Source organism: Streptomyces sp. NPDC047081, assembly GCF_040643775.1.
Classification (GTDB): Bacteria; Actinomycetota; Actinomycetes; order Streptomycetales; family Streptomycetaceae; genus Streptomyces.
The window spans coordinates 126,762-143,977 of record NZ_JBEYUY010000016.1; the positions used below are offsets into that span (position 1 = coordinate 126,762).

Below are 17,216 nucleotides of genomic sequence, written 5' to 3' on the forward strand. Positions count from 1 at the left end.
GGGCACCGATGGCCAGACACAGCCCACGACGAGCCGGCGGCATCGCCGCTTCCACCCTGCGCGCGCGGGACCTGTGCGCCGAGGCGGCGGCGGGCATCCTGCAACGCCCGGCACGGTCCCTGCTCACTGTGTTCGGCACCGTCCTCGGAGTCGGCAGCTTCGTGGCCGTCCTGGGCCTGACGGCCACGGCCTCGGCCCAGATCGACAGCCGCTTCAGCAGGCTCGGCGCGACGGAAGTGACGGTCGAGGACAACGCCCGGCAGCAGAACGAGTTCGAGGACGTGGCCTTCCCCAAGGACGCCGACGAACGGGTCCGGCGGCTGAACGGCGTCGAACAGGCGGGGGTGTACTTCACCGTCCGGCTGCCGGAGGGCGTGACGGTGGGCTCCGCACCGCAGGCCGACGCCACCGCTTCGGCCGCCCGCACCCAGGTGGTCGCCGCCACGCCGGGCGCCGTCGAGGCCGCCGTACCGACTCTCGTACAGGGCAGGATCTACGACGACTTCGCCGAGCGGACCGCCGCGCCCGTCGCCGTGATCGGCGAGGGGGTCGCCGCACGGCTCGGCATCACCAGTCTGGAGAACTCGCCCGCGGTCTTCATCGGTCAGGAGGCCTTCTCCGTGGTGGGGATCGTCGGTGACGTGCGGCGCAAGGCGGATCTGCTGCTCTCCGTGGTCGTGCCACGGGCGGCGGCGGAACGCGTCTGGGGAGTGGAGAGCGCCTCGGAGCCCAGGATGCTGATCTCCACACGGCTCGGCGCGGCCCGGCAGATCGCGGGGGAGGCGGCGCTCGCCCTGCGTCCCGACCACCCGGAGTACTTCCGGGCGATCGCCCCACCGGACGCCCGGAAGCTGCGCGCGTCGGTCGGATCCGACCTCGACACGCTGTTCCTGCTGCTCGCGGGGATCTGTCTGGTGATCGGCGCGGTCGGCATCGCCAACACCACCTTGGTGGCGGTGCTGGAGCGGACCGGGGAGATCGGGCTGCGTCGTGCCCTCGGTGCGCGTGGGCGTCATGTCGCCGGACAGTTCCTGGCCGAATCGGGCGCGCTGGGGCTGCTCGGCGGGCTGCTCGGCACTGCCATCGCCACGACCACGGTGGTCGCCGTGGCCGCCGCCCGGGAGTGGACGCCGGTCGTCCATCCGGCCACCGTCACGATGGCGCCGCTGGTCGGGCTCGCGACCGGTCTGCTGGCCGGCCTCTACCCGGCTCTCAGGGCCGCACGCGTCGAGCCCGCGGAGGCACTTCGGCACTGACGCGTTCCAAGCTGTGCGGATTTGGCGTAATGCCGCCATCGTGAGTTGGGTGGTGTGGGGAGTTTTGACTAATTGTTAAGACGGGCGTGGCGGGATGCGGAACCTTAGGGTGACCTAAGAGGTTCGTAGGGTTCCATGACCGGGGGGTTGTCGTGAGTGCCGCATCGCCGGAGTGTGCAGACCTTGACCACATGGACATCATGATCATTCGTCTGCTCCACCAGGGGCTGGGCGACGCGGCCATCGGCCGCCGCCTGGGCATCGGGCACCGGACGGTCCAGCGGCGCGTGCAGCGAGTCATGGATCGCTGGGGAGTGGTGGGGCGCGTCGCACTCGGTGCCAGAGCGCAGGAGTTGGGGCTGTTGGGCGGAGTCCGGGCCGGTGGTCCGCTCGTCACGGACAACCGACTCGGGAACTCGGCCTGAATCCGGCGGCGTGAACAGGAAACGGCGGACATGAATCCCCTGGACACGCTCATCCGGGAGCACGTGACCCCCGTGATGGAGGCGGCCGGCTTCGCGAAGAAGGGCAGGACCTTCCGGCGGGCCGCGCCGAACGGCGATCACGCCTTTCTGCACATCGACGCGGACCTGGTCGATCCCGAGAAGTTCGTCTTCGAGGTGAGCTTCTGGATGGTGCCGTTGCCGAGCTGGGAGTTCGCGTACCGTGACGTTCCGAACCGCACCGCGCCCAACGCGAGCGGTGCCCTCGCCACCTGCAAGGTGATTCCGCCGGACGTGGCCGCCCATCAGCCCGAGGAGGAGGGGTACTTCCGCAGCCGATGGGCCTTCGCCGAGCCGGACACCCGCGACCTCTGCGGCCGGGAACTGGCCCGCGTGCTCACGGAGGAGGCGGTGCCGTGGATGGTACGGCTGCTGGACCGCGGGACGCTGCTGGCGGAGACCCGCACGAACCCGAACGGCGAACTGGTCCGGCTCGGCGACGCGACCAAGAGCGAGATCCTCCTGCGCATCGACGACGACCCGGTCGCGGAGGTGAGCACGCTGGTGGACAAGGCCGAGGCCGAAGGCGCCTTCCCGCCGCTGATCGCCTGGTCCCGGACCCGACTCGCCCGACGCACGACAGAGGAGAGCTGACCATGGGCTTCTGGGGCGCCTATGTCGTCTGCCGCAGCGAAACCCCGCTCGACGACCTTCACGCCGTCATCGACCGGCACGACGGCATCGACGAGCACGAACACCGCCCCGGCGGCTGGCAGATCGGCCGCTACCCGGGCGCGGAACTCGCCGACGAGGGCCCGGCGATGCTCCCCGAACTGGCCGAGGAGACGGGCGCACCGGCGCTGACCGGCTACGTGCTGGACAGCGACACGGTGTTCGTCGAGGGGTACTCCAGCGCGGGCGGATACTGGCGGGCGTGCCTGGCCCGCGAGGCCGCCGAGGCCTACTGCGAGGACGACGACGAGGACTTCGACGCCGAGTTCCCCCTCCCGGAGCAGGCGGCACAGGCCGCGACCACATGGGCCCGGGAAGCCGGCCTCACCCCCGACCCGCCGGGCCTCCTCGCTACGTTCGCGGAGGAGGACAGCGACTTCGCGGAGGAACTGTTCTTCCGGATGCTGGACCAGCTGGGCATCTGACCGGTCAGCCCACCAGCCCCAACTCCCGCGCGATCAGCATCCGCTGCACCTCACTCGTCCCCTCCCCGATCTCCAGGATCTTGGAGTCGCGCCACATGCGGGCCACCGGGTACTCGTTCATGAAGCCGTAGCCGCCGTGGATCTGGGTGGCGTCGCGGGCGTTGTCGACCGCGATCGTGGACGAGTACAGCTTGGCCAGGGCCGCCTCCTTCTTGAAGGGGGCGCCCGTGACCAGGCGGGACGCCGCGTCGCGCCAGGCGAGGCGGGCCGTGTGGGCCTTCATCTCCATGTCGGCGATCTTGAACTGGATGGCCTGGTTGGCGCCGATGGGGCGGCCGAAGGCCTGGCGTTCCTTCGCGTACTTCACCGATTCGTCCACGCAGCCCTGCGCGAGACCGGTGGCCAGCGCCGCGATCGCGATGCGGCCCTCGTCGAGGATGCGCAGGAACTGGGCGTAGCCGCGGCCCTCCGCGCCGAGGAGGTTCGCCGCCGGGACCCGGACGTCCGAGAAGGACAGCTCGCGGGTGTCGGAGGCGTTCCAGCCGACCTTCGAGTACGGCGCCGCCACCGTGAAGCCCGGTGTGCCGGACGGGACGATGATCGAGGAGATGTGGGGCTTGCCGTCGGGCTTGCGGCCCGTGACCGCCGTGACCGTCACCAACCCCGTGATGTCCGTGCCCGAGTTGGTGATGAAGCACTTGGTGCCGTTGATCACCCACTCGTTCGTCGACTCGTCCAGGCGGGCGGTCGTGCGCGTCGCCCCGGCGTCGCTGCCGCCGTCCGGCTCGGTCAGGCCGAAGGCGCCCAGGATCTCGCCGGAGCACAGGCGCGGCAGCCACTCCTGCTTCTGCTCGGGCGACCCGAAGAGGTGGATCGGCATCGCGCCCAGGGAGACCCCGGCCTCCAGGGTGATGGCGACGGAGGAGTCGACGCGGGCCAGTTCCTCCAGCGCCACGCCCAGCGCCAGGTAGTCGCCGCCCATACCGCCGTACTCCTCCGGGAACGGCAGCCCGAACAGGCCCATGCGGCCCATCTCGCGGACGATCTCGTACGGGAACTCGTGGTGCTCGTAGAACTCGCCGATCTTCGGCGCCACGACGTCGTGCGCGAACTCCTCGACGGTGCGCCGGAGTTCCTCCAGCTCGGGGGAGAGTCGGTAGTCCATGGCTGTGATCACTGCTCCTGGTGGGAGAGGGCGCGGACGGTGCGGGACGGGCTGGGTCGGCCCAGTTGTTCGGCCATCCACACGCTGGTGGCGACGAGGCGGCCGAGGTCCACTCCCGTGTCGATGCCGAGGCCCTGAAGCATCCACACGAGGTCTTCGGTGGCGAGATTGCCGGTGGCGGACTTGGCGAACGGGCAGCCGCCGAGGCCGCCCGCGGAGGCGTCGACCGTCGTCACGCCGTGTTGCAGCGCCGCGTAGGTGTTGGCGAGCGCCTGCCCGTACGTGTCGTGGAAGTGCACGCCGATCTTCTCGACGGGTACGTCCAGTTCGGTCAGCAGCGCCCGTACGTGACCCGGCGTCGCCACCCCGATCGTGTCGCCCAGGCTCAGCTCGTCGCAGCCCATGTCCAGCAGGGCCCGGCACACCCGTACCACCTGCGGGACCGGGACCGCGCCCTCCCACGGGTCGCCGAAGCACATCGAGAGGTAGCCGCGGACATGGCCGCCCGCCTCCTTGGCACGGCCGACCACCGGCTCGAACATCGCGAGCGCCTCGTCCACCGTGCGGTTGAGGTTGGCCTTGGCGAAGGACTCGGTGGCGCTGGCGAAGACGGCGACCCGACGGGCACCGAGCGCGAGCGCACGCTCCAGGCCGCGTTCGTTCGGCACGAGCACCGGGAGGTCCACCGGCAGCTCGCCCACCATCGGGAACAGCTGCTCCGCGTCGGCGAGTTGGGGCACCCACTTCGGGTGTACGAAGCTCGTCGCCTCGATCGTCGTCAGGCCCGCGTCGGCCAGCCGGCGGATGAACTCCGCCTTGACCTCCGTCGGCACGGTCGACTTCTCGTTCTGAAGTCCGTCCCGTGCGCCGACCTCGTGGATGCGGACGCGGGCGGGCAGGCCCGGGGACGGTACGACCATGGGAAGTGTCACTGGTCCTCCTCTGCCGGCGTGATGACCGCGAGCACCTGGTCCATGGCGACCGTCGTGCCCGGTGTGACGTCCAGTTCGGCGACCGTGCCGGCGTGCGGGGCGGAGATGACGTGCTCCATCTTCATCGCCTCGACCACCAACAGGCTCTGACCGGCGGTCACTTCGTCCCCGACCGCCACCTTCACCACCGTCACCGTCCCGGGCATGGGCGCGGTCAGCGAGTCGGCGCCCGCGTGCCCCGCGCGCGTGAGGGACGCGGCGACCGGGTCGTGGTCGCGCACCTGCCAGGCGTCGCCGTCCCGGCCGAGCCAGGTGCCGTCCGGCAGCGCGGCGAAGGTGTGGCGGACGCAGTCGAGCATGAAGGTGAGCCGGCCCTCGGCCCCAGGACGCGGGGGCACGCCCCCGGACCCCCGGAGGGGTTCGTCCGCGCCGGGGAGCAGCAGCTCGACGCCGCCGCGCGGCGTGCTGCGCACGCGCACGGTGACCGGCTCGTGGCCCGGCACCCGGAGGTGGTGCGGGGTCCACGCCCGCTCGCCGCCCAGCCGCCATCCGTCCGCCGCCGAGAACGGGTCGGCCCAACCGGCGTCGGCGGCAGGCGCGAGCGCGGCCCGGCGGGCCAGCACCGCCGCCGCGTACACCTCCGCGGGCACCTCGTCCCGCACGAGCGCGTCCACTTCCCGCTCGACCAGCCCCGTGTCCAACTCGCCCGCCACGACCGCCGGATGGGCGAGGAGCCGCCGCAGGAACCCGGCGTTCGTCTGCACGCCCAGCGTCACCGTCTCCGCGAGCGCGGCCCGCAGTCTGCGGATCGCGGTCTCCCGGTCCGGCCCGTACGCGATCACCTTGGACAGCATCGGGTCGTACAGCGAACCGACCTCCGTGCCCTCACTGAGCCCCGAGTCGGTACGGACCCCGTCACCCTGCGGCTCGGCCAGCCTCAGCACCGTCCCGCCGGACGGCAGGAACCCGCGCGCGGGGTCTTCCGCACACACCCGCGCCTCGATCGCGTGCCCTGTGAGCTTGATGTCGCCCTGCTCGTACGGCAGTTCCTCACCCGCGGCCACCCGCAGCTGCCACTCCACCAGGTCCAGGCCCGTGACGAACTCGGTCACCGGGTGCTCCACCTGGAGCCGCGTGTTCATCTCCATGAAGTAGTACGACGACGGGTCGCCGCCCGGGACGATGAACTCCACCGTGCCCGCGCCCCGGTACCCGCACGACCGCGCCGCCTGCACCGCCGCCTCGCCCATCGCCGCGCGCGTGGCCTCGTCGAGGAGCACGCTCGGCGCCTCCTCGATGATCTTCTGGTGCCGGCGCTGCAGGGAGCACTCGCGCTCGCCGAGGTGGATCACGTTCCCGTGGCCGTCCGCCAGCACCTGGATCTCGATGTGCCGGGGCCGGTCCACCCACCGCTCGACCAGGAGCGTGTCGTCGCCGAAGGAGGCGCGGGCCTCGCGGCGGGCGGCGGCGATCTCCTCCTCCAGGACGGTCAGGTCCCGCACCAGCCGCATGCCCTTGCCGCCACCGCCGGCCGACGGCTTGAGCAGCACCGGCGCGCCCAACTCACGGGCGGCGGCAGCCAGTTCGGGGTCGCGGCCGCCCGGTACGACCGGTACCCCGGCCGCCTTCACCGTCTCCTTGGCCCGGATCTTGTCGCCCATCAGGGAGATGGCCTCGGCGGGCGGCCCGATGAAGACCAGCCCGGCGTCGGCGCAGGCGCGCGCGAAGCCGGCGTTCTCGGCGAGGAAGCCGTATCCCGGGTGCACGGCCTGGGCGCCGGTGCGGGCCGCCGCCTCCAGGATCCGCTCCACGGACAGATAGCTCTCGGCGGCCGGCGCGGGACCGATCCGTACCGCCGTGTCGGCCTCACGGACGTGCCGGGCGTCCGCGTCCGCGTCGGAGAAGACGGCCACCGAGCGCACGCCCAGCGAGCGCAGCGTACGGATCACACGGACGGCGATCTCGCCCCGGTTGGCGACCAGTACTGTCTCGAACATCGGTCCTCACATCCGGAAGACGCCGAACTGGGGGTCGCCCAGCGGCGCGTTGGCGCAAGCGGTCAGGGCCAGGCCGAGCACCTGGCGGGTCTCCAGCGGGTCGATCACGCCGTCGTCCCAGAGGCGGGCGGTCGCGTAGTAGGCGTTGCCCTGGCGCTCGTACTGCTGCCGGACGGGGGCCTTGAAGGCCTCCTCGTCCTCCGCCGGCCAGGACTCGCCGCGTGCCTCCAGCTGGTCGCGCTTGACGGTCGCGAGGACCGAGGCGGCCTGCTCGCCGCCCATCACGGAGATCTTGGCGCCGGGCCACATCCACAGGAAGCGGGGGGAGTAGGCGCGGCCGCACATCGAGTAGTTCCCGGCGCCGTACGAGCCGCCGACCACCACCGTCAGTTTCGGCACGCGCGTGCACGCCACGGCCGTGACCATCTTGGCGCCGTGCTTGGCGATGCCGCCCGCCTCGTAGTCCTTGCCGACCATGAAGCCGGAGATGTTCTGCAGGAACAGCAGCGGGATGCCGCGCTGGTCGCACAGCTCGATGAAGTGGGCGCCCTTCTGGGCGGACTCGGAGAACAGGATGCCGTTGTTGGCGACGACGCCGACCGGGTGGCCGTGGATCCGGGCGAAGCCGGTGACCAGGGTCTGCCCGAACTCGGCCTTGAACTCCGCGAAACGCGAGCCGTCGACCACGCGCGCGATGATCTCGCGGACGTCGTACGGGGTGCGCGGGTCGACCGGCACGGCGCCGTACAGCCCGTACGGATCGACCTTCGGCTCGGCGACCGGGGTGACCTCCCAGGGCAGCGGCCCGCGCGCGGGGAGCGTCGAGACGATGTTCCGCACGATGCGCAGGGCGTGCGCGTCGTCCTCGGCGAGGTGGTCCGTGACGCCGGAGATCCGGGAGTGGACCTCGCCGCCGCCCAGCTCCTCTGCGGTGACCACCTCGCCGGTCGCCGCCTTCACCAGCGGAGGCCCGCCCAGGAAGATCGTGCCCTGGCCCCGGACGATGACCGCCTCGTCGCTCATGGCCGGCACATACGCCCCACCGGCCGTGCACGAGCCAAGAACCGCCGCGACCTGCGGGATGCCGGCGCCGGACATCCGCGCCTGGTTGTAGAAGATCCGCCCGAAGTGCTCGCGGTCCGGGAACACCTCGTCCTGCATGGGCAGGAAGGCGCCGCCGGAGTCGACCAGGTAGACGCAGGGAAGGCGGTTCTCCAGGGCCACCTCCTGGGCGCGCAGGTGCTTCTTCACCGTCATCGGGTAGTACGTCCCGCCCTTGACGGTCGCGTCATTGGCGACGACCACGCACTCGCGCCCGCTCACCCGCCCGATCCCGGCGATGACCCCGGCGGCCGGGGCCGCCCCGTCGTACATCCCGTCGGCCGCGAGGGGCGCCAGCTCCAGGAACGGCGACCCGGGGTCGAGCAGCGTGTCCACCCGGTCGCGCGGCAGCAGCTTGCCGCGCGCGGTGTGCCGGGCGCGCGCCTTCTCGCCGCCGCCGAGCCGCGCCGCGGCCAGCTTGCCGTGCAGCTCCTCGACCAGCGCGCGGTGCGCCGCCTCGTTGGCCCGCCAGGCCTCCGACGCGGGGTCTGCCGCGCTCGTCAGCTCCGGTGCCTCGTGCATCCTGCGGTCCCCTCACCCAGTGGTCGACTGTTAATGAGCGTTAACCATCTCCTTCAGGTTAACGACCGCTAACCTCCCTGTCTAGAATTGCTTCCATGGCCACCAGAACCGACGCCCCCACCCGCCGCGAGCAGATCCTCAAGGAGGCCGCGCGGCTGTTCGCCGAGCGCGGTTTCCACGGGGTCGGCGTCGACGAGATAGGTGCCGCCGTCGGCATCAGCGGCCCCGGTCTCTACCGCCACTTCGCGGGCAAGGACGCGATGCTCGCCGAGCTCCTGGTGGGCATCAGCGGCCAGCTGCTGACGGGCGCCAAGCGGCGGCTCGCGGAGGCGGACGGGACTCCCGCCGAGGAGGTCCTCGACTCGCTCATCGAGGGGCACATCGACTTCGCGCTCGACGACCGCCCCCTGATCACCCTGCACGACCGCGAGCTGGACCGCCTCCGGGACAGCGACCGCAAGCTGGTGCGGCAGCTCCAGCGGCAGTACGTGGAGCTGTGGGTGGAGGTGCTGCGCGAGGTGTACCCCGGGCTCACCGAACCCGCCGCCCGGTCCGCCGTGCACTCGGTCTTCGGCCTCCTGAACTCCACCCCGCACCTGGGCCGCCCCGGCTCCCTCCCGGGCCGCGGCGCGACGGCGGAGCTGCTGCACCGGATGGCCAGGGGCGCCTTCGCGGCGGCGGGAGCGTGACGAGCGTTACGGAGGTGCTCCTCTGGACGGCCTTGCCTACTCGCCGGTACCTTGGAGTCTGAGCAAGCGCTTAGACAGAGGACCCAGGAGGTGGCGCGGTGCGCCGTACGGTGTTCAACGAGGACCACGAGGCGTTCCGGGAGACCCTCCGGGCCTTCATCGAGGCCGAGGTCGTTCCCGTCTACGACGAGTGGTTCGCCGCCGGCCAGGCGCCGCGCGACTTCTACTACAAGCTGGCCGAGCTGGGCCTCTTCGGCATCAACGTGCCGGAGGAGTTCGGCGGCGCGGGCATCGACTCGTACAAGTTCGAGGCCGTGATGTACGAGGAGACGGCCCGCGCGGGCGTCCACTTCGGCGGCTCCGGCGTGCACGTGCTGCTCGCCCTGCCGTACATCAAGATGCTCGCCACCGACGAGCAGAAGAAGCGCTACCTCGAGAAGTTCGTCACCGCCGAGGAGATGTGGGCCCTCGCGATGACCGAGCCGGGCACCGGCTCCGACCTCGCGGGCATGAAGACCACCGCCAAGCTCTCCGAGGACGGCACGCACTACGTCCTCAACGGCTCCAAGACCTTCATCACCGGCGGCGTGCACGCCGACCGCGTCATCGTCTGCGCCCGCACCGCCGCGCCGACCGCCGAGGACCGCCGCCACGGCATCTCCCTGTTCGCCGTGGACACCAAGTCCGAGGGCTACTCCATCGGCCGCAAGCTCGACAAGCTCGGCCTGCGCACGAGCGACACCGCCGAGCTGGCCTTCGTCGACGTCAAGGTCCCGGTCGAGGACCTCCTCGGCGAGGAGAACAAGGGCTTCTACTACCTCGGCCACAACCTCGCCTCCGAGCGCTGGGGCATCGCCTTCGGCGCCTACGCGCAGGCCAAGGCCGCCGTCCGGTTCGCCCAGCAGTACGTCACGGACCGCACCGTGTTCGGCAAGACCGTCGCGTCCTTCCAGAACACCAAGTTCGAGCTGGCCGCCTGCAAGGCCGAGGTGGACGCCGCCGAGGCCGTCGCCGACCGCGCCCTGGAGGCCCTGGACGCCGGCGAGCTGACCCCGGCCGAGGCCGCCTCCGCCAAGCTGTTCTGCACCGAGGTCGCGCACCGCGTCATCGACCGCTGCCTCCAGCTGCACGGCGGCTACGGCTTCATGAACGAGTACCCGATCGCCCGCCTGTACGCGGACAACCGCGTCAACCGCATCTACGGCGGCACCAGCGAGATCATGAAGACGATCATCGCGAAGGACATGGGTCTGTAAGGTCCCGGCAATTACCGCCCGGTACAAACAGAGACCATGAGCCAGGCACTACAGGATCTCCTCGATCTGCTCGACCTGGAGCAGATCGAGGAGAACATCTTCCGCGGCCAGTCCCGGTCCGCCGTCGTCCCGCGCGTCTTCGGCGGACAGGTGGCGGCCCAGGCGCTGGTCGCCGCCGGGCGCACGGTCCCCGCGGACCGGCACGCCCACTCCCTGCACGCGTACTTCCTGCGCCCCGGCGACCCGGGTGCGCCCATCGTGTACACCGTCGAGCGCATCCGCGACGGCCGCTCCTTCACCACCCGCCGGGCCATCGCGGTCCAGCACGGCCGGCCGATCTTCGCGCTGTCGGCGTCCTTCCAGACGTACGAGGAAGGCCTCGACCACCAGGCGCCGATGCCGCCCGCGCCCGACCCGGTGACGCTGCCCACCTCCCAGGAGCGGCTGCGCGGCTACGACCACATTCCGGCCGAGATCGCCGAGAAGTTCCTTCAGGCGCGCGAGGCCGTCGACCTGCGCTATGCCGAGGAGCCGCCGTACGGGAAGTACGGCGAGCCGCGCGAGCCGCACTCCCAGGTGTGGTTCCGCACCAACGGCAAGCTGGGCGGAGCCATCGACGAACCGCTCCTGCACGTCGTCCTCGCGACCTACGTCTCCGACATGACCCTGCTCGACTCGATCCTGCTCGCGCACGGCCGCGGCGGCTGGGCGGTCGGTGACGTGGTCGGGGCCTCGCTGGACCACGCCATGTGGTTCCACCGGCCGTTCCGCGCCGACGAATGGCTGCTGTACGACCAGGAGTCGCCCTCGGCGTACGGCGGCCGCGGTCTCGGCCAGGCCCGCATCTACACGCAGGACGGAAAGCTGGCCGTCTCGGTCGTACAGGAAGGCGTGGTGCGCGTCCCTCGGGAAGACTGAGGGGCATGACCTCAGCAGCGGAGGAGGGCGGCGGCGAGAGCACCTTCACGGTGATCGTCGCCGCCGTCGCCAATCTCGGGATCGCGCTCGCCAAGGCGGTCGCCGGCGTCATCAGCGGTTCCAGCGCGATGCTCTCCGAGGCCGCGCACTCGGTCGCCGACACGGTCACCGAGGTACTCCTGCTCACCGCCCTCAAACGCAGCGAGAAACCCGCCGACGAGGAACACCCGCTCGGCTACGGCCCCGAGCGCTACATCTGGGCCATGCTGGCCGCCGTCGCCACGTTCGTCGGAGGCGCGGTCTTCTCGATCTACGACGGCGTCCACACCCTCGTCGCGGGCGAGGACCTCGGTGACCCGGTCGTCTCGTACGTCGTCCTCGGCGTCGCCTTCCTCCTGGAGGGCTACTCCCTGCGGACGGGACTGCGGCAGGCGCGCGGCGAGGCGGACCGCTTCGAGGCGCCCTTCAAGCTCTACCTCCGGCACACGCCCGACACCGCCGTGAAGGCCGTCGTGCTGGAGGACTCGGCCGCCCTGATCGGCCTGGTCCTGGCGGCCGGGGGACTGCTCGGCGGACAGCTCACCGGCTCCGGGGTGTGGGACGGCGTCGCCTCCCTCCTCATCGGTCTGCTGCTGCTCGTCGTCGCCTGGGTGCTGGGCCGCTCCAACGCCGAGCTGCTCATCGGGCGCCCGCTGCCGAAGGCCATGCGGGAGCGGATCCGGACCGAGCTGCTGGCGAACGAGCACGTCGAGGCCGTACTGGAGCTGACGACGCTCGTGCAGGGGCCGCGTGAGGCGCTGGTGGCCGCCAAGGTGGACTTCCGGGACGTGTCCACGGCGGCGCAGATCGAGTGGGCCTGCGAGCAGGCCGAGCTGCGGATCCGCGAGGTGTACCCGGCGGTGAGCAGGGTGTATCTGGATCCGACGCCGGGGTTCGCCCAGCGGCGCGAGGAGGGGCTGAACCCCTGGCCGTGAAAGGCGGTTGAGGCCGACCGCCGTGGGCGGTTGGATGCCGTCATGGCCGAGGAGTCGTGGAACTGGCGGGGCGGACGGATCCGGGACGCGTTCGTCGTGGCCGCGGGCATCGCGGGCGAGCTGGTGTCCAAGCCCGCAGTCGCCGAGGCGTGGGACAAGCCGAGCGTGCTCAGGAACTGGACCGTGCGGGGGCTCGCCGGGCACATGTTCTGGCAGGAGTTCGCCCTGCCGGGGATGCTCGCCGCGCCGGTGCCGACGGAGCCGGTGATCCCGCTGCGCGAGTACTACCTGGACCGGGTGACCTGGCTGGACGGCGGCGCCGACTCACCCGTCGGCGAGCGCATCCGGCAGGGCGGGGAAGCCGCGGCGGCGGACGGGCACGCGGCCCTCCGGCAGGAGATCGACAAGGCGACGGGCATGCTCCGGGCCATGCTGCCGGACGTCCCCGCCGAGCGGCCCGTCCACATCCCCACCTGGGGCGACTGGTCCCTCGAACTCGACGACCTGCTGCTCACCCGCACGCTCGAACTCGTCGTCCACAGCGACGACCTGGCGTGCAGCGTGGGCCTGCCGACACCGGAGTTCCCGGAGTACGTGACCGCCCCGGTGATCGACCTGCTCACCCGCCTCTCGGCCCGCCGCCACGGCCCGCTCAAACTGGTCCGGGCACTCGCCCGGGACGAGCGGGCACCCGGTCCGATCGCCGGGATCTAGTCGAGCCCCGCCTCCGCGAGCAGGAACGCCGTCATCGGGTCGTAGTGGCGCGGGCTGACCACGTGGTCGTCGAGCGGGACGGTCACCTGTACGGTCCCCTCGGACTCGGCGAGGAAGAGCGCCGGGTCGTTGCAGTCGGCGTAACCCACCGAGTCGACGCCGTGCTGACCGGCGTACCCCGCCCAGCCGTGGTCGGCGACGACCAGGTCCGGCAGGGGGCGGCCCTTGCGTTCGAGGCCCGTCAGGATGGCCTTCATCGGCTCGCCCGAGTGGGTGTGCCAGAGCGTGGCGCCGTGCTCCAGGACCGCCACGTCCGCGAACTGCATGACGTAACCCTCGTCCGTCTGCAGCCCCTCCGGGATGACGACGATCTCGCAGCCGGCCGTCCGCAGTGCGGCCGCCGTCGCGCGGTGCACGTCCAGCAGGCCGCCCGGGTGGCCGGTCGCGAACAGCACCCGCTGCCGGCCCTCGGCCGCCTTGCGCAGCCGCCCCGCCAGCCGCTCCAGCGCGGCGACCGTCAGCTCGGGGTCGATGGTGTCCTGGCCGTACCGGTACTCCGGGTCGTCGTTCACGCCGACCCGCTCCGCCATCACCGCGAGCACGTCCTGCTCGTCGCTCCAGCGGTCACCGAGCTCCAGGCCGAGCCAGTAGTGGCGGTCGCCGTTCGCGAGCTTGCGGTAGTGGTTCAGGTTGTTCTCGCGGGGCGTCGCGACGTCGCCCGCGATGCGGGTCCGTACGAGGTGGTCGACGAGCTCGGCGCGGCTGGGGGTCCCGGGTATCGGCATGAAACCCATTGTGAGGCAGCGGACCGCGCACGTCCCTGGCGTCCCGGACGCTGCGACGTGGGTCACGTACTCATGGTGATGAGCCGCGGTACCTATTGCTGCCGCAGGGCGAACCACAACTCCATGCGTACGTCGGGGTCGTCGAGGTCGGTGTCGAGCAGCGCCGCGCAACGGGCGATCCGCTGGCGGACGGTGTTGCGGTGCACGGACAGCGCGACGGCCGTACGGTCCCAACTCCCGTGCAGCGAGAGCCAGGTGCGCAGGGTCTCGGCGAGCGCGGGGGTGTCGGCGATCGGCGCGAGCAGGGCACGGGCGTGCGCGGCGGCCTCCTCGGCACCTACGAGTTCGGTGAGCCCGGCCCGCTCCCCGTGCCGGACGACGGCGACCCGAGTGGCCCGCGCCCGCGCCAGCGCCCGCCCGGCCTGAGCATCGGCGGACACCCAGGCATCGGGGCCGACGGGCGCGCTTACGCCGAGGACCCAGCCGGGGGGAGGGGCGGGCTCGCGGTCGGCGGGCAGCAGCACCCGGACGATGTCACCGGAGAGGTCCACGAGGGGCGAGCCGAGGGCCGCGCCGAGGGCGGAGGCGGACACCGGGTCCGGAGGTGACGAAGGGCGGGCGACGGCCGGGTCGGCGGACCTCGCGCCGGGCGCATACGGGGCGGCGGCCCTCCTGTCCGGCGCGTGCGTCTCCGGTCGCGCGTGCACCACCAGCCAGCGGTCCGCACCGCCCCCACCCCCGCCCGTGCCCAGCAGCGGGGCCACCTCCTCCGGACTCGCCCCCAGCAGCACCCGTACCAGCGCCGAGGACCGTGCCGCCCCCGTGCCGCTCTGGTGCTCGCCGGTCAGCAGTGAGAGCAGGACCGCCGCCACCGACGCGATCGTGTGGTCGCCCGGTTCGCGGTGCGGGGACGCCACGCCCAGGACGAAGCCCTGGCCCGCGCCCAGGGCGTAGGCGGCGAGGTGGGTGCCGGCCGCCGCGTCGGTCGCGGAGGTGGGAGTGCCCGGGCCCGACGGGCGTACCACCTCGGCGAGTTCGGCCAAGGAGTCGCGGATGCCCGCCCCTTCCGGGACGCGGCCCGCCGCCGCGACCTCCACACCCTCCGGGCCGTACAGCACCGCCCGTCCCCCCACCCGCTGGGCCAGCTGCCGCAGCACCGACGGCACCGGGTCCGGGCGGGAGGCCGCCGCGGCGAGGCTCTGCTGGGCCTCCGTCACACGGCGGAGCTCGGCGAGGCGCGCCTGGGCCATCAGCTGCCAGACCGCGCGGGCCACGCCCGAGAAGGTCGTCTGCTCGGGCACCTCGATCAGCGGCAGCTCGTACGCGTCGCAGGCCGCCACCAGCGCCCGCGGCACCGTGTCGTGCACCGGTGCCACCCCGAAGCCCAGCGCCGCGCCGCCCGCCGCCACGATCCGCGAGACGTAGTCGTCGAAGTACGTGCCCGAGCCCGCCGCCTCCGTGATGTGCACCCCGGCCGTCAGCAGCAGCTCGCCGCCCAGCAGATACGGGTACGGGTCGGCCATCTCCGAGGTGTGCGCCCAGTGGATGACGATGCCGGGGTCGACGGGGCCCGCGATCTGCCGCAGGGCCAGGTCCTCACGGGCCAGGAGCGCCGCGAGGGGCACCGGTGGAGTAGGGGGAACAGTGGGTTCCGGCATGGTGTGCGTTCCCTCCAGCCCGTACGGCCCGAATGGATGAAACGTACACTTCGCAGTCGCTTTCCGGCCACCTAGTGTCGTCCCCACACCCGCCGGCGAACCCACTGCGACTTCAAGTGAAGGAGGCCTGTCCCATGGCCGTCGACTACACAGTGATCGTCGTCTATCTGGCCGGCATGCTGGCCATGGGCTGGTGGGGCATGCGCCGCGCCAAGTCGAAGAGCGACTTCCTGGTCGCCGGGCGCCGCCTCGGCCCCGCCATGTACTCCGGCACCATGGCCGCGATCGTCCTCGGCGGCGCGTCCACCATCGGCGGCGTGGGACTGGGGTACCAGTACGGCCTCTCCGGCGCCTGGATGGTCTTCACCATCGGCCTCGGCCTGCTCGCCCTCTCCGTCTTCTTCTCCGCCCGCATCGCCCGCCTGAAGGTCTACACCGTCTCCGAGATGCTGGACCTCCGCTACGGCGGCCGGGCCGGCGTCATCTCCGGCGTGGTCATGTGGGCGTACACCCTCATGCTCGCGGTGACGTCCACCATCGCGTACGCCACCATCTTCGACGTCCTCTTCGACATGAACCGGACCGTCGCGATCATCCTCGGTGGCTCGATCGTCGTCGCGTACTCGACGCTCGGCGGCATGTGGTCGATCACCCTGACCGACATGGTGCAGTTCGTCGTCAAGACGATCGGCGTGCTCCTGCTCCTGCTTCCGATCGCGGTGGTCAAGGCCGGCGGCTTCTCCGAGATGAAGGCCAAGCTGCCGACCGAGTACTTCGACCCGCTGGGCATCGGCGGCGAGACGATCTTCACGTACGTCCTGATCTACACGTTCGGCATGCTCATCGGCCAGGACATCTGGCAGCGCGTGTTCACGGCCCGCAGCGACCGGACGGCGAAGTGGGGCGGCACGGTCGCGGGCACCTACTGTCTCGCGTACGCCCTCGCCGGTGCCGTCATCGGTACGGCGGCCCGGGTGCTGTACCCCAAGCTCGGCAGCCCGGACGACGCCTTCGCGACCATCGTCAAGGACGAACTCCCCGTCGGTGTCAGGGGATTGGTGCTGGCCGCCGCGCTCGCCGCCGTGATGTCGACCTCCTCCGGCGCGCTGATCGCCTGCGCCACCGTGGCCAACAACGACATCTGGTCCCGGCTGCGGGGAGCCGTGCGCAGGTCCGACGGAGAGCACGACGAGGTCAAGGACAACCGGCTGTTCATCCTGGTCATGGGCCTCGCCGTGATCGGTACGGCGATCGCCCTCAACAACGTCGTCGAGGCGCTGACGGTGGCGTACAACCTGCTCGTCGGCGGGCTGCTCGTCCCGATCCTCGGCGGACTGCTGTGGAAGCGCGGCACCGTGCACGGCGCGCTCGCCTCGGTGACCGTCGGCGGCCTCGCGGTGATCGGTCTGATGGCGGGTTACGGCATCCTCGCCAACGAGCCCGTCTACTACGGCCTGCTCGCCTCCCTCGCCGCCTACGTGGTCGTCTCCCTCCTCACGCCCGCGACCGACCCGGCCGTCCTGACCGCCTGGCGCGAGCGTCTCGCCGGCCGCGGCGCCCCCGAAGCCACGGCCGCCCCGGTCCCGGCTCCCCAGTAGAGTCGTACAAGAAGTAGTACATATAGCTCCATGCGCGATGAAGCGTAGGAA

The 17,216-nt window shown here is 71.6% G+C and carries 16 protein-coding genes; 10 read left to right on the top strand and 6 right to left on the bottom strand.

The window, feature by feature from the left end:
* Nucleotides 1–8: 8 nt before the first annotated feature.
* The 4 genes from ABZ848_RS28455 (at nucleotide 9) to ABZ848_RS28470 (ending at nucleotide 2,856) form a co-directional block, all read left to right on the top strand.
* A complete protein-coding gene (locus ABZ848_RS28455; protein ID WP_360836428.1) occupies nucleotides 9–1,256 on the top strand; it encodes an ABC transporter permease in 1,248 nt (415 codons plus the stop codon).
* A gap of 191 nt (nucleotides 1,257–1,447) precedes the next feature.
* Nucleotides 1,448–1,681, top strand: coding sequence for a helix-turn-helix domain-containing protein (locus ABZ848_RS28460; RefSeq protein ID WP_360836430.1), 234 nt, complete (start codon nucleotides 1,448–1,450; stop codon nucleotides 1,679–1,681).
* A gap of 30 nt (nucleotides 1,682–1,711) precedes the next feature.
* The gene (locus ABZ848_RS28465; protein WP_360836432.1) at nucleotides 1,712–2,353 is read left to right on the top strand and encodes a hypothetical protein; all 642 of its coding nucleotides are present in this window, start codon (nucleotides 1,712–1,714) and stop codon (nucleotides 2,351–2,353) included.
* Between the two features lie 2 nt (nucleotides 2,354–2,355).
* Nucleotides 2,356–2,856 (top strand): hypothetical protein, encoded by a 501-nt coding sequence (locus tag ABZ848_RS28470; RefSeq protein WP_360836434.1) that lies wholly within the window; start codon nucleotides 2,356–2,358, stop codon nucleotides 2,854–2,856.
* Nucleotides 2,857–2,860: 4 nt separating this feature from the next.
* Here the strand turns inward: ABZ848_RS28470 and ABZ848_RS28475 are convergent, their stop codons facing one another.
* From ABZ848_RS28475 to ABZ848_RS28490, 4 genes are read right to left on the bottom strand one after another with little or no spacing between them, the layout of a single operon-like run.
* Entirely contained in the window at nucleotides 2,861–4,021 is a 1,161-nt protein-coding gene (locus ABZ848_RS28475) for an acyl-CoA dehydrogenase family protein (RefSeq protein ID WP_360836436.1), read from the bottom strand.
* An 8-nt stretch (nucleotides 4,022–4,029) separates the two neighbouring features.
* Complete coding sequence (locus ABZ848_RS28480) at nucleotides 4,030–4,953, bottom strand: hydroxymethylglutaryl-CoA lyase (RefSeq protein ID WP_360836437.1); 924 nt, start codon at nucleotides 4,951–4,953, stop codon at nucleotides 4,030–4,032.
* The gene (locus tag ABZ848_RS28485) at nucleotides 4,950–6,950 is read right to left on the bottom strand and encodes a biotin carboxylase N-terminal domain-containing protein (RefSeq protein WP_360836439.1); all 2,001 of its coding nucleotides are present in this window, start codon (nucleotides 6,948–6,950) and stop codon (nucleotides 4,950–4,952) included. Before ABZ848_RS28485 ends, ABZ848_RS28480 begins: the two co-directional genes overlap by 4 nt.
* A 6-nt stretch (nucleotides 6,951–6,956) precedes the next feature.
* The gene (locus ABZ848_RS28490) at nucleotides 6,957–8,573 is read right to left on the bottom strand and encodes a carboxyl transferase domain-containing protein (protein ID WP_360836441.1); all 1,617 of its coding nucleotides are present in this window, start codon (nucleotides 8,571–8,573) and stop codon (nucleotides 6,957–6,959) included.
* A gap of 95 nt (nucleotides 8,574–8,668) precedes the next feature.
* Between ABZ848_RS28490 and ABZ848_RS28495 the strand changes: the two genes are divergently transcribed.
* The 5 genes from ABZ848_RS28495 to ABZ848_RS28515 all read left to right on the top strand — a co-directional run bounded on the left by ABZ848_RS28495 (nucleotide 8,669) and on the right by ABZ848_RS28515 (nucleotide 13,124).
* On the top strand, nucleotides 8,669–9,262 hold the full coding sequence (locus ABZ848_RS28495; protein WP_360836442.1) for a TetR/AcrR family transcriptional regulator: 594 nt from the start codon (nucleotides 8,669–8,671) through the stop codon (nucleotides 9,260–9,262).
* Nucleotides 9,263–9,360: 98 nt separating this feature from the next.
* On the top strand, nucleotides 9,361–10,518 hold the full coding sequence (locus tag ABZ848_RS28500) for an acyl-CoA dehydrogenase family protein (protein ID WP_360836444.1): 1,158 nt from the start codon (nucleotides 9,361–9,363) through the stop codon (nucleotides 10,516–10,518).
* Between the two features lie 36 nt (nucleotides 10,519–10,554).
* Nucleotides 10,555–11,436: an acyl-CoA thioesterase II gene (locus ABZ848_RS28505; RefSeq protein WP_360836446.1), complete on the top strand. Its 882-nt coding sequence runs from the start codon at nucleotides 10,555–10,557 to the stop codon at nucleotides 11,434–11,436.
* 5 nt (nucleotides 11,437–11,441) lie between these two features.
* Nucleotides 11,442–12,410: a cation diffusion facilitator family transporter gene (locus ABZ848_RS28510; RefSeq protein WP_360836448.1), complete on the top strand. Its 969-nt coding sequence runs from the start codon at nucleotides 11,442–11,444 to the stop codon at nucleotides 12,408–12,410.
* A 42-nt stretch (nucleotides 12,411–12,452) separates the two neighbouring features.
* Nucleotides 12,453–13,124: a maleylpyruvate isomerase N-terminal domain-containing protein gene (locus ABZ848_RS28515; RefSeq protein WP_360836450.1), complete on the top strand. Its 672-nt coding sequence runs from the start codon at nucleotides 12,453–12,455 to the stop codon at nucleotides 13,122–13,124.
* Here the strand turns inward: ABZ848_RS28515 and ABZ848_RS28520 are convergent.
* Both ABZ848_RS28520 and ABZ848_RS28525 read right to left on the bottom strand, forming a co-directional pair.
* Nucleotides 13,121–13,909, bottom strand: a complete 789-nt coding sequence (locus ABZ848_RS28520) for a phosphatase (protein WP_360836452.1) — start codon at nucleotides 13,907–13,909, stop codon at nucleotides 13,121–13,123. The two genes, ABZ848_RS28515 and ABZ848_RS28520, sit on opposite strands and share 4 nt — an antisense overlap.
* A 92-nt stretch (nucleotides 13,910–14,001) precedes the next feature.
* Nucleotides 14,002–15,567 (bottom strand): PucR family transcriptional regulator ligand-binding domain-containing protein, encoded by a 1,566-nt coding sequence (locus tag ABZ848_RS28525; RefSeq protein WP_360836454.1) that lies wholly within the window; start codon nucleotides 15,565–15,567, stop codon nucleotides 14,002–14,004.
* A 134-nt stretch (nucleotides 15,568–15,701) separates the two neighbouring features.
* Between ABZ848_RS28525 and ABZ848_RS28530 the strand changes: the two genes are divergently transcribed.
* Complete coding sequence (locus ABZ848_RS28530) at nucleotides 15,702–17,165, top strand: sodium:solute symporter (protein WP_360836456.1); 1,464 nt, start codon at nucleotides 15,702–15,704, stop codon at nucleotides 17,163–17,165.
* Nucleotides 17,166–17,216: the final 51 nt, after the last annotated feature.

Bases quoted from the DNA above. Each gene is read 5' to 3' on its own strand.
- ABZ848_RS28455 (WP_360836428.1), top strand. From the start codon at position 9: ATGGCCAGACACAGCCCACGACGAGCCGGCGGCATCGCCGCTTCCACC.
- ABZ848_RS28460 (WP_360836430.1), top strand. From the start codon at position 1,448: ATGGACATCATGATCATTCGTCTGCTCCACCAGGGGCTGGGCGACGCG.
- ABZ848_RS28465 (WP_360836432.1), top strand. From the start codon at position 1,712: ATGAATCCCCTGGACACGCTCATCCGGGAGCACGTGACCCCCGTGATG.
- ABZ848_RS28470 (WP_360836434.1), top strand. From the start codon at position 2,356: ATGGGCTTCTGGGGCGCCTATGTCGTCTGCCGCAGCGAAACCCCGCTC.
- ABZ848_RS28475 (WP_360836436.1), bottom strand. From the start codon at position 4,021: ATGGACTACCGACTCTCCCCCGAGCTGGAGGAACTCCGGCGCACCGTC.
- ABZ848_RS28485 (WP_360836439.1), bottom strand. From the start codon at position 6,950: ATGTTCGAGACAGTACTGGTCGCCAACCGGGGCGAGATCGCCGTCCGT.
- ABZ848_RS28490 (WP_360836441.1), bottom strand. From the start codon at position 8,573: ATGCACGAGGCACCGGAGCTGACGAGCGCGGCAGACCCCGCGTCGGAG.
- ABZ848_RS28495 (WP_360836442.1), top strand. From the start codon at position 8,669: ATGGCCACCAGAACCGACGCCCCCACCCGCCGCGAGCAGATCCTCAAG.
- ABZ848_RS28505 (WP_360836446.1), top strand. From the start codon at position 10,555: ATGAGCCAGGCACTACAGGATCTCCTCGATCTGCTCGACCTGGAGCAG.
- ABZ848_RS28510 (WP_360836448.1), top strand. From the start codon at position 11,442: ATGACCTCAGCAGCGGAGGAGGGCGGCGGCGAGAGCACCTTCACGGTG.
- ABZ848_RS28515 (WP_360836450.1), top strand. From the start codon at position 12,453: ATGGCCGAGGAGTCGTGGAACTGGCGGGGCGGACGGATCCGGGACGCG.
- ABZ848_RS28520 (WP_360836452.1), bottom strand. From the start codon at position 13,909: ATGCCGATACCCGGGACCCCCAGCCGCGCCGAGCTCGTCGACCACCTC.
- ABZ848_RS28525 (WP_360836454.1), bottom strand. From the start codon at position 15,567: ATGCCGGAACCCACTGTTCCCCCTACTCCACCGGTGCCCCTCGCGGCG.
- ABZ848_RS28530 (WP_360836456.1), top strand. From the start codon at position 15,702: ATGGCCGTCGACTACACAGTGATCGTCGTCTATCTGGCCGGCATGCTG.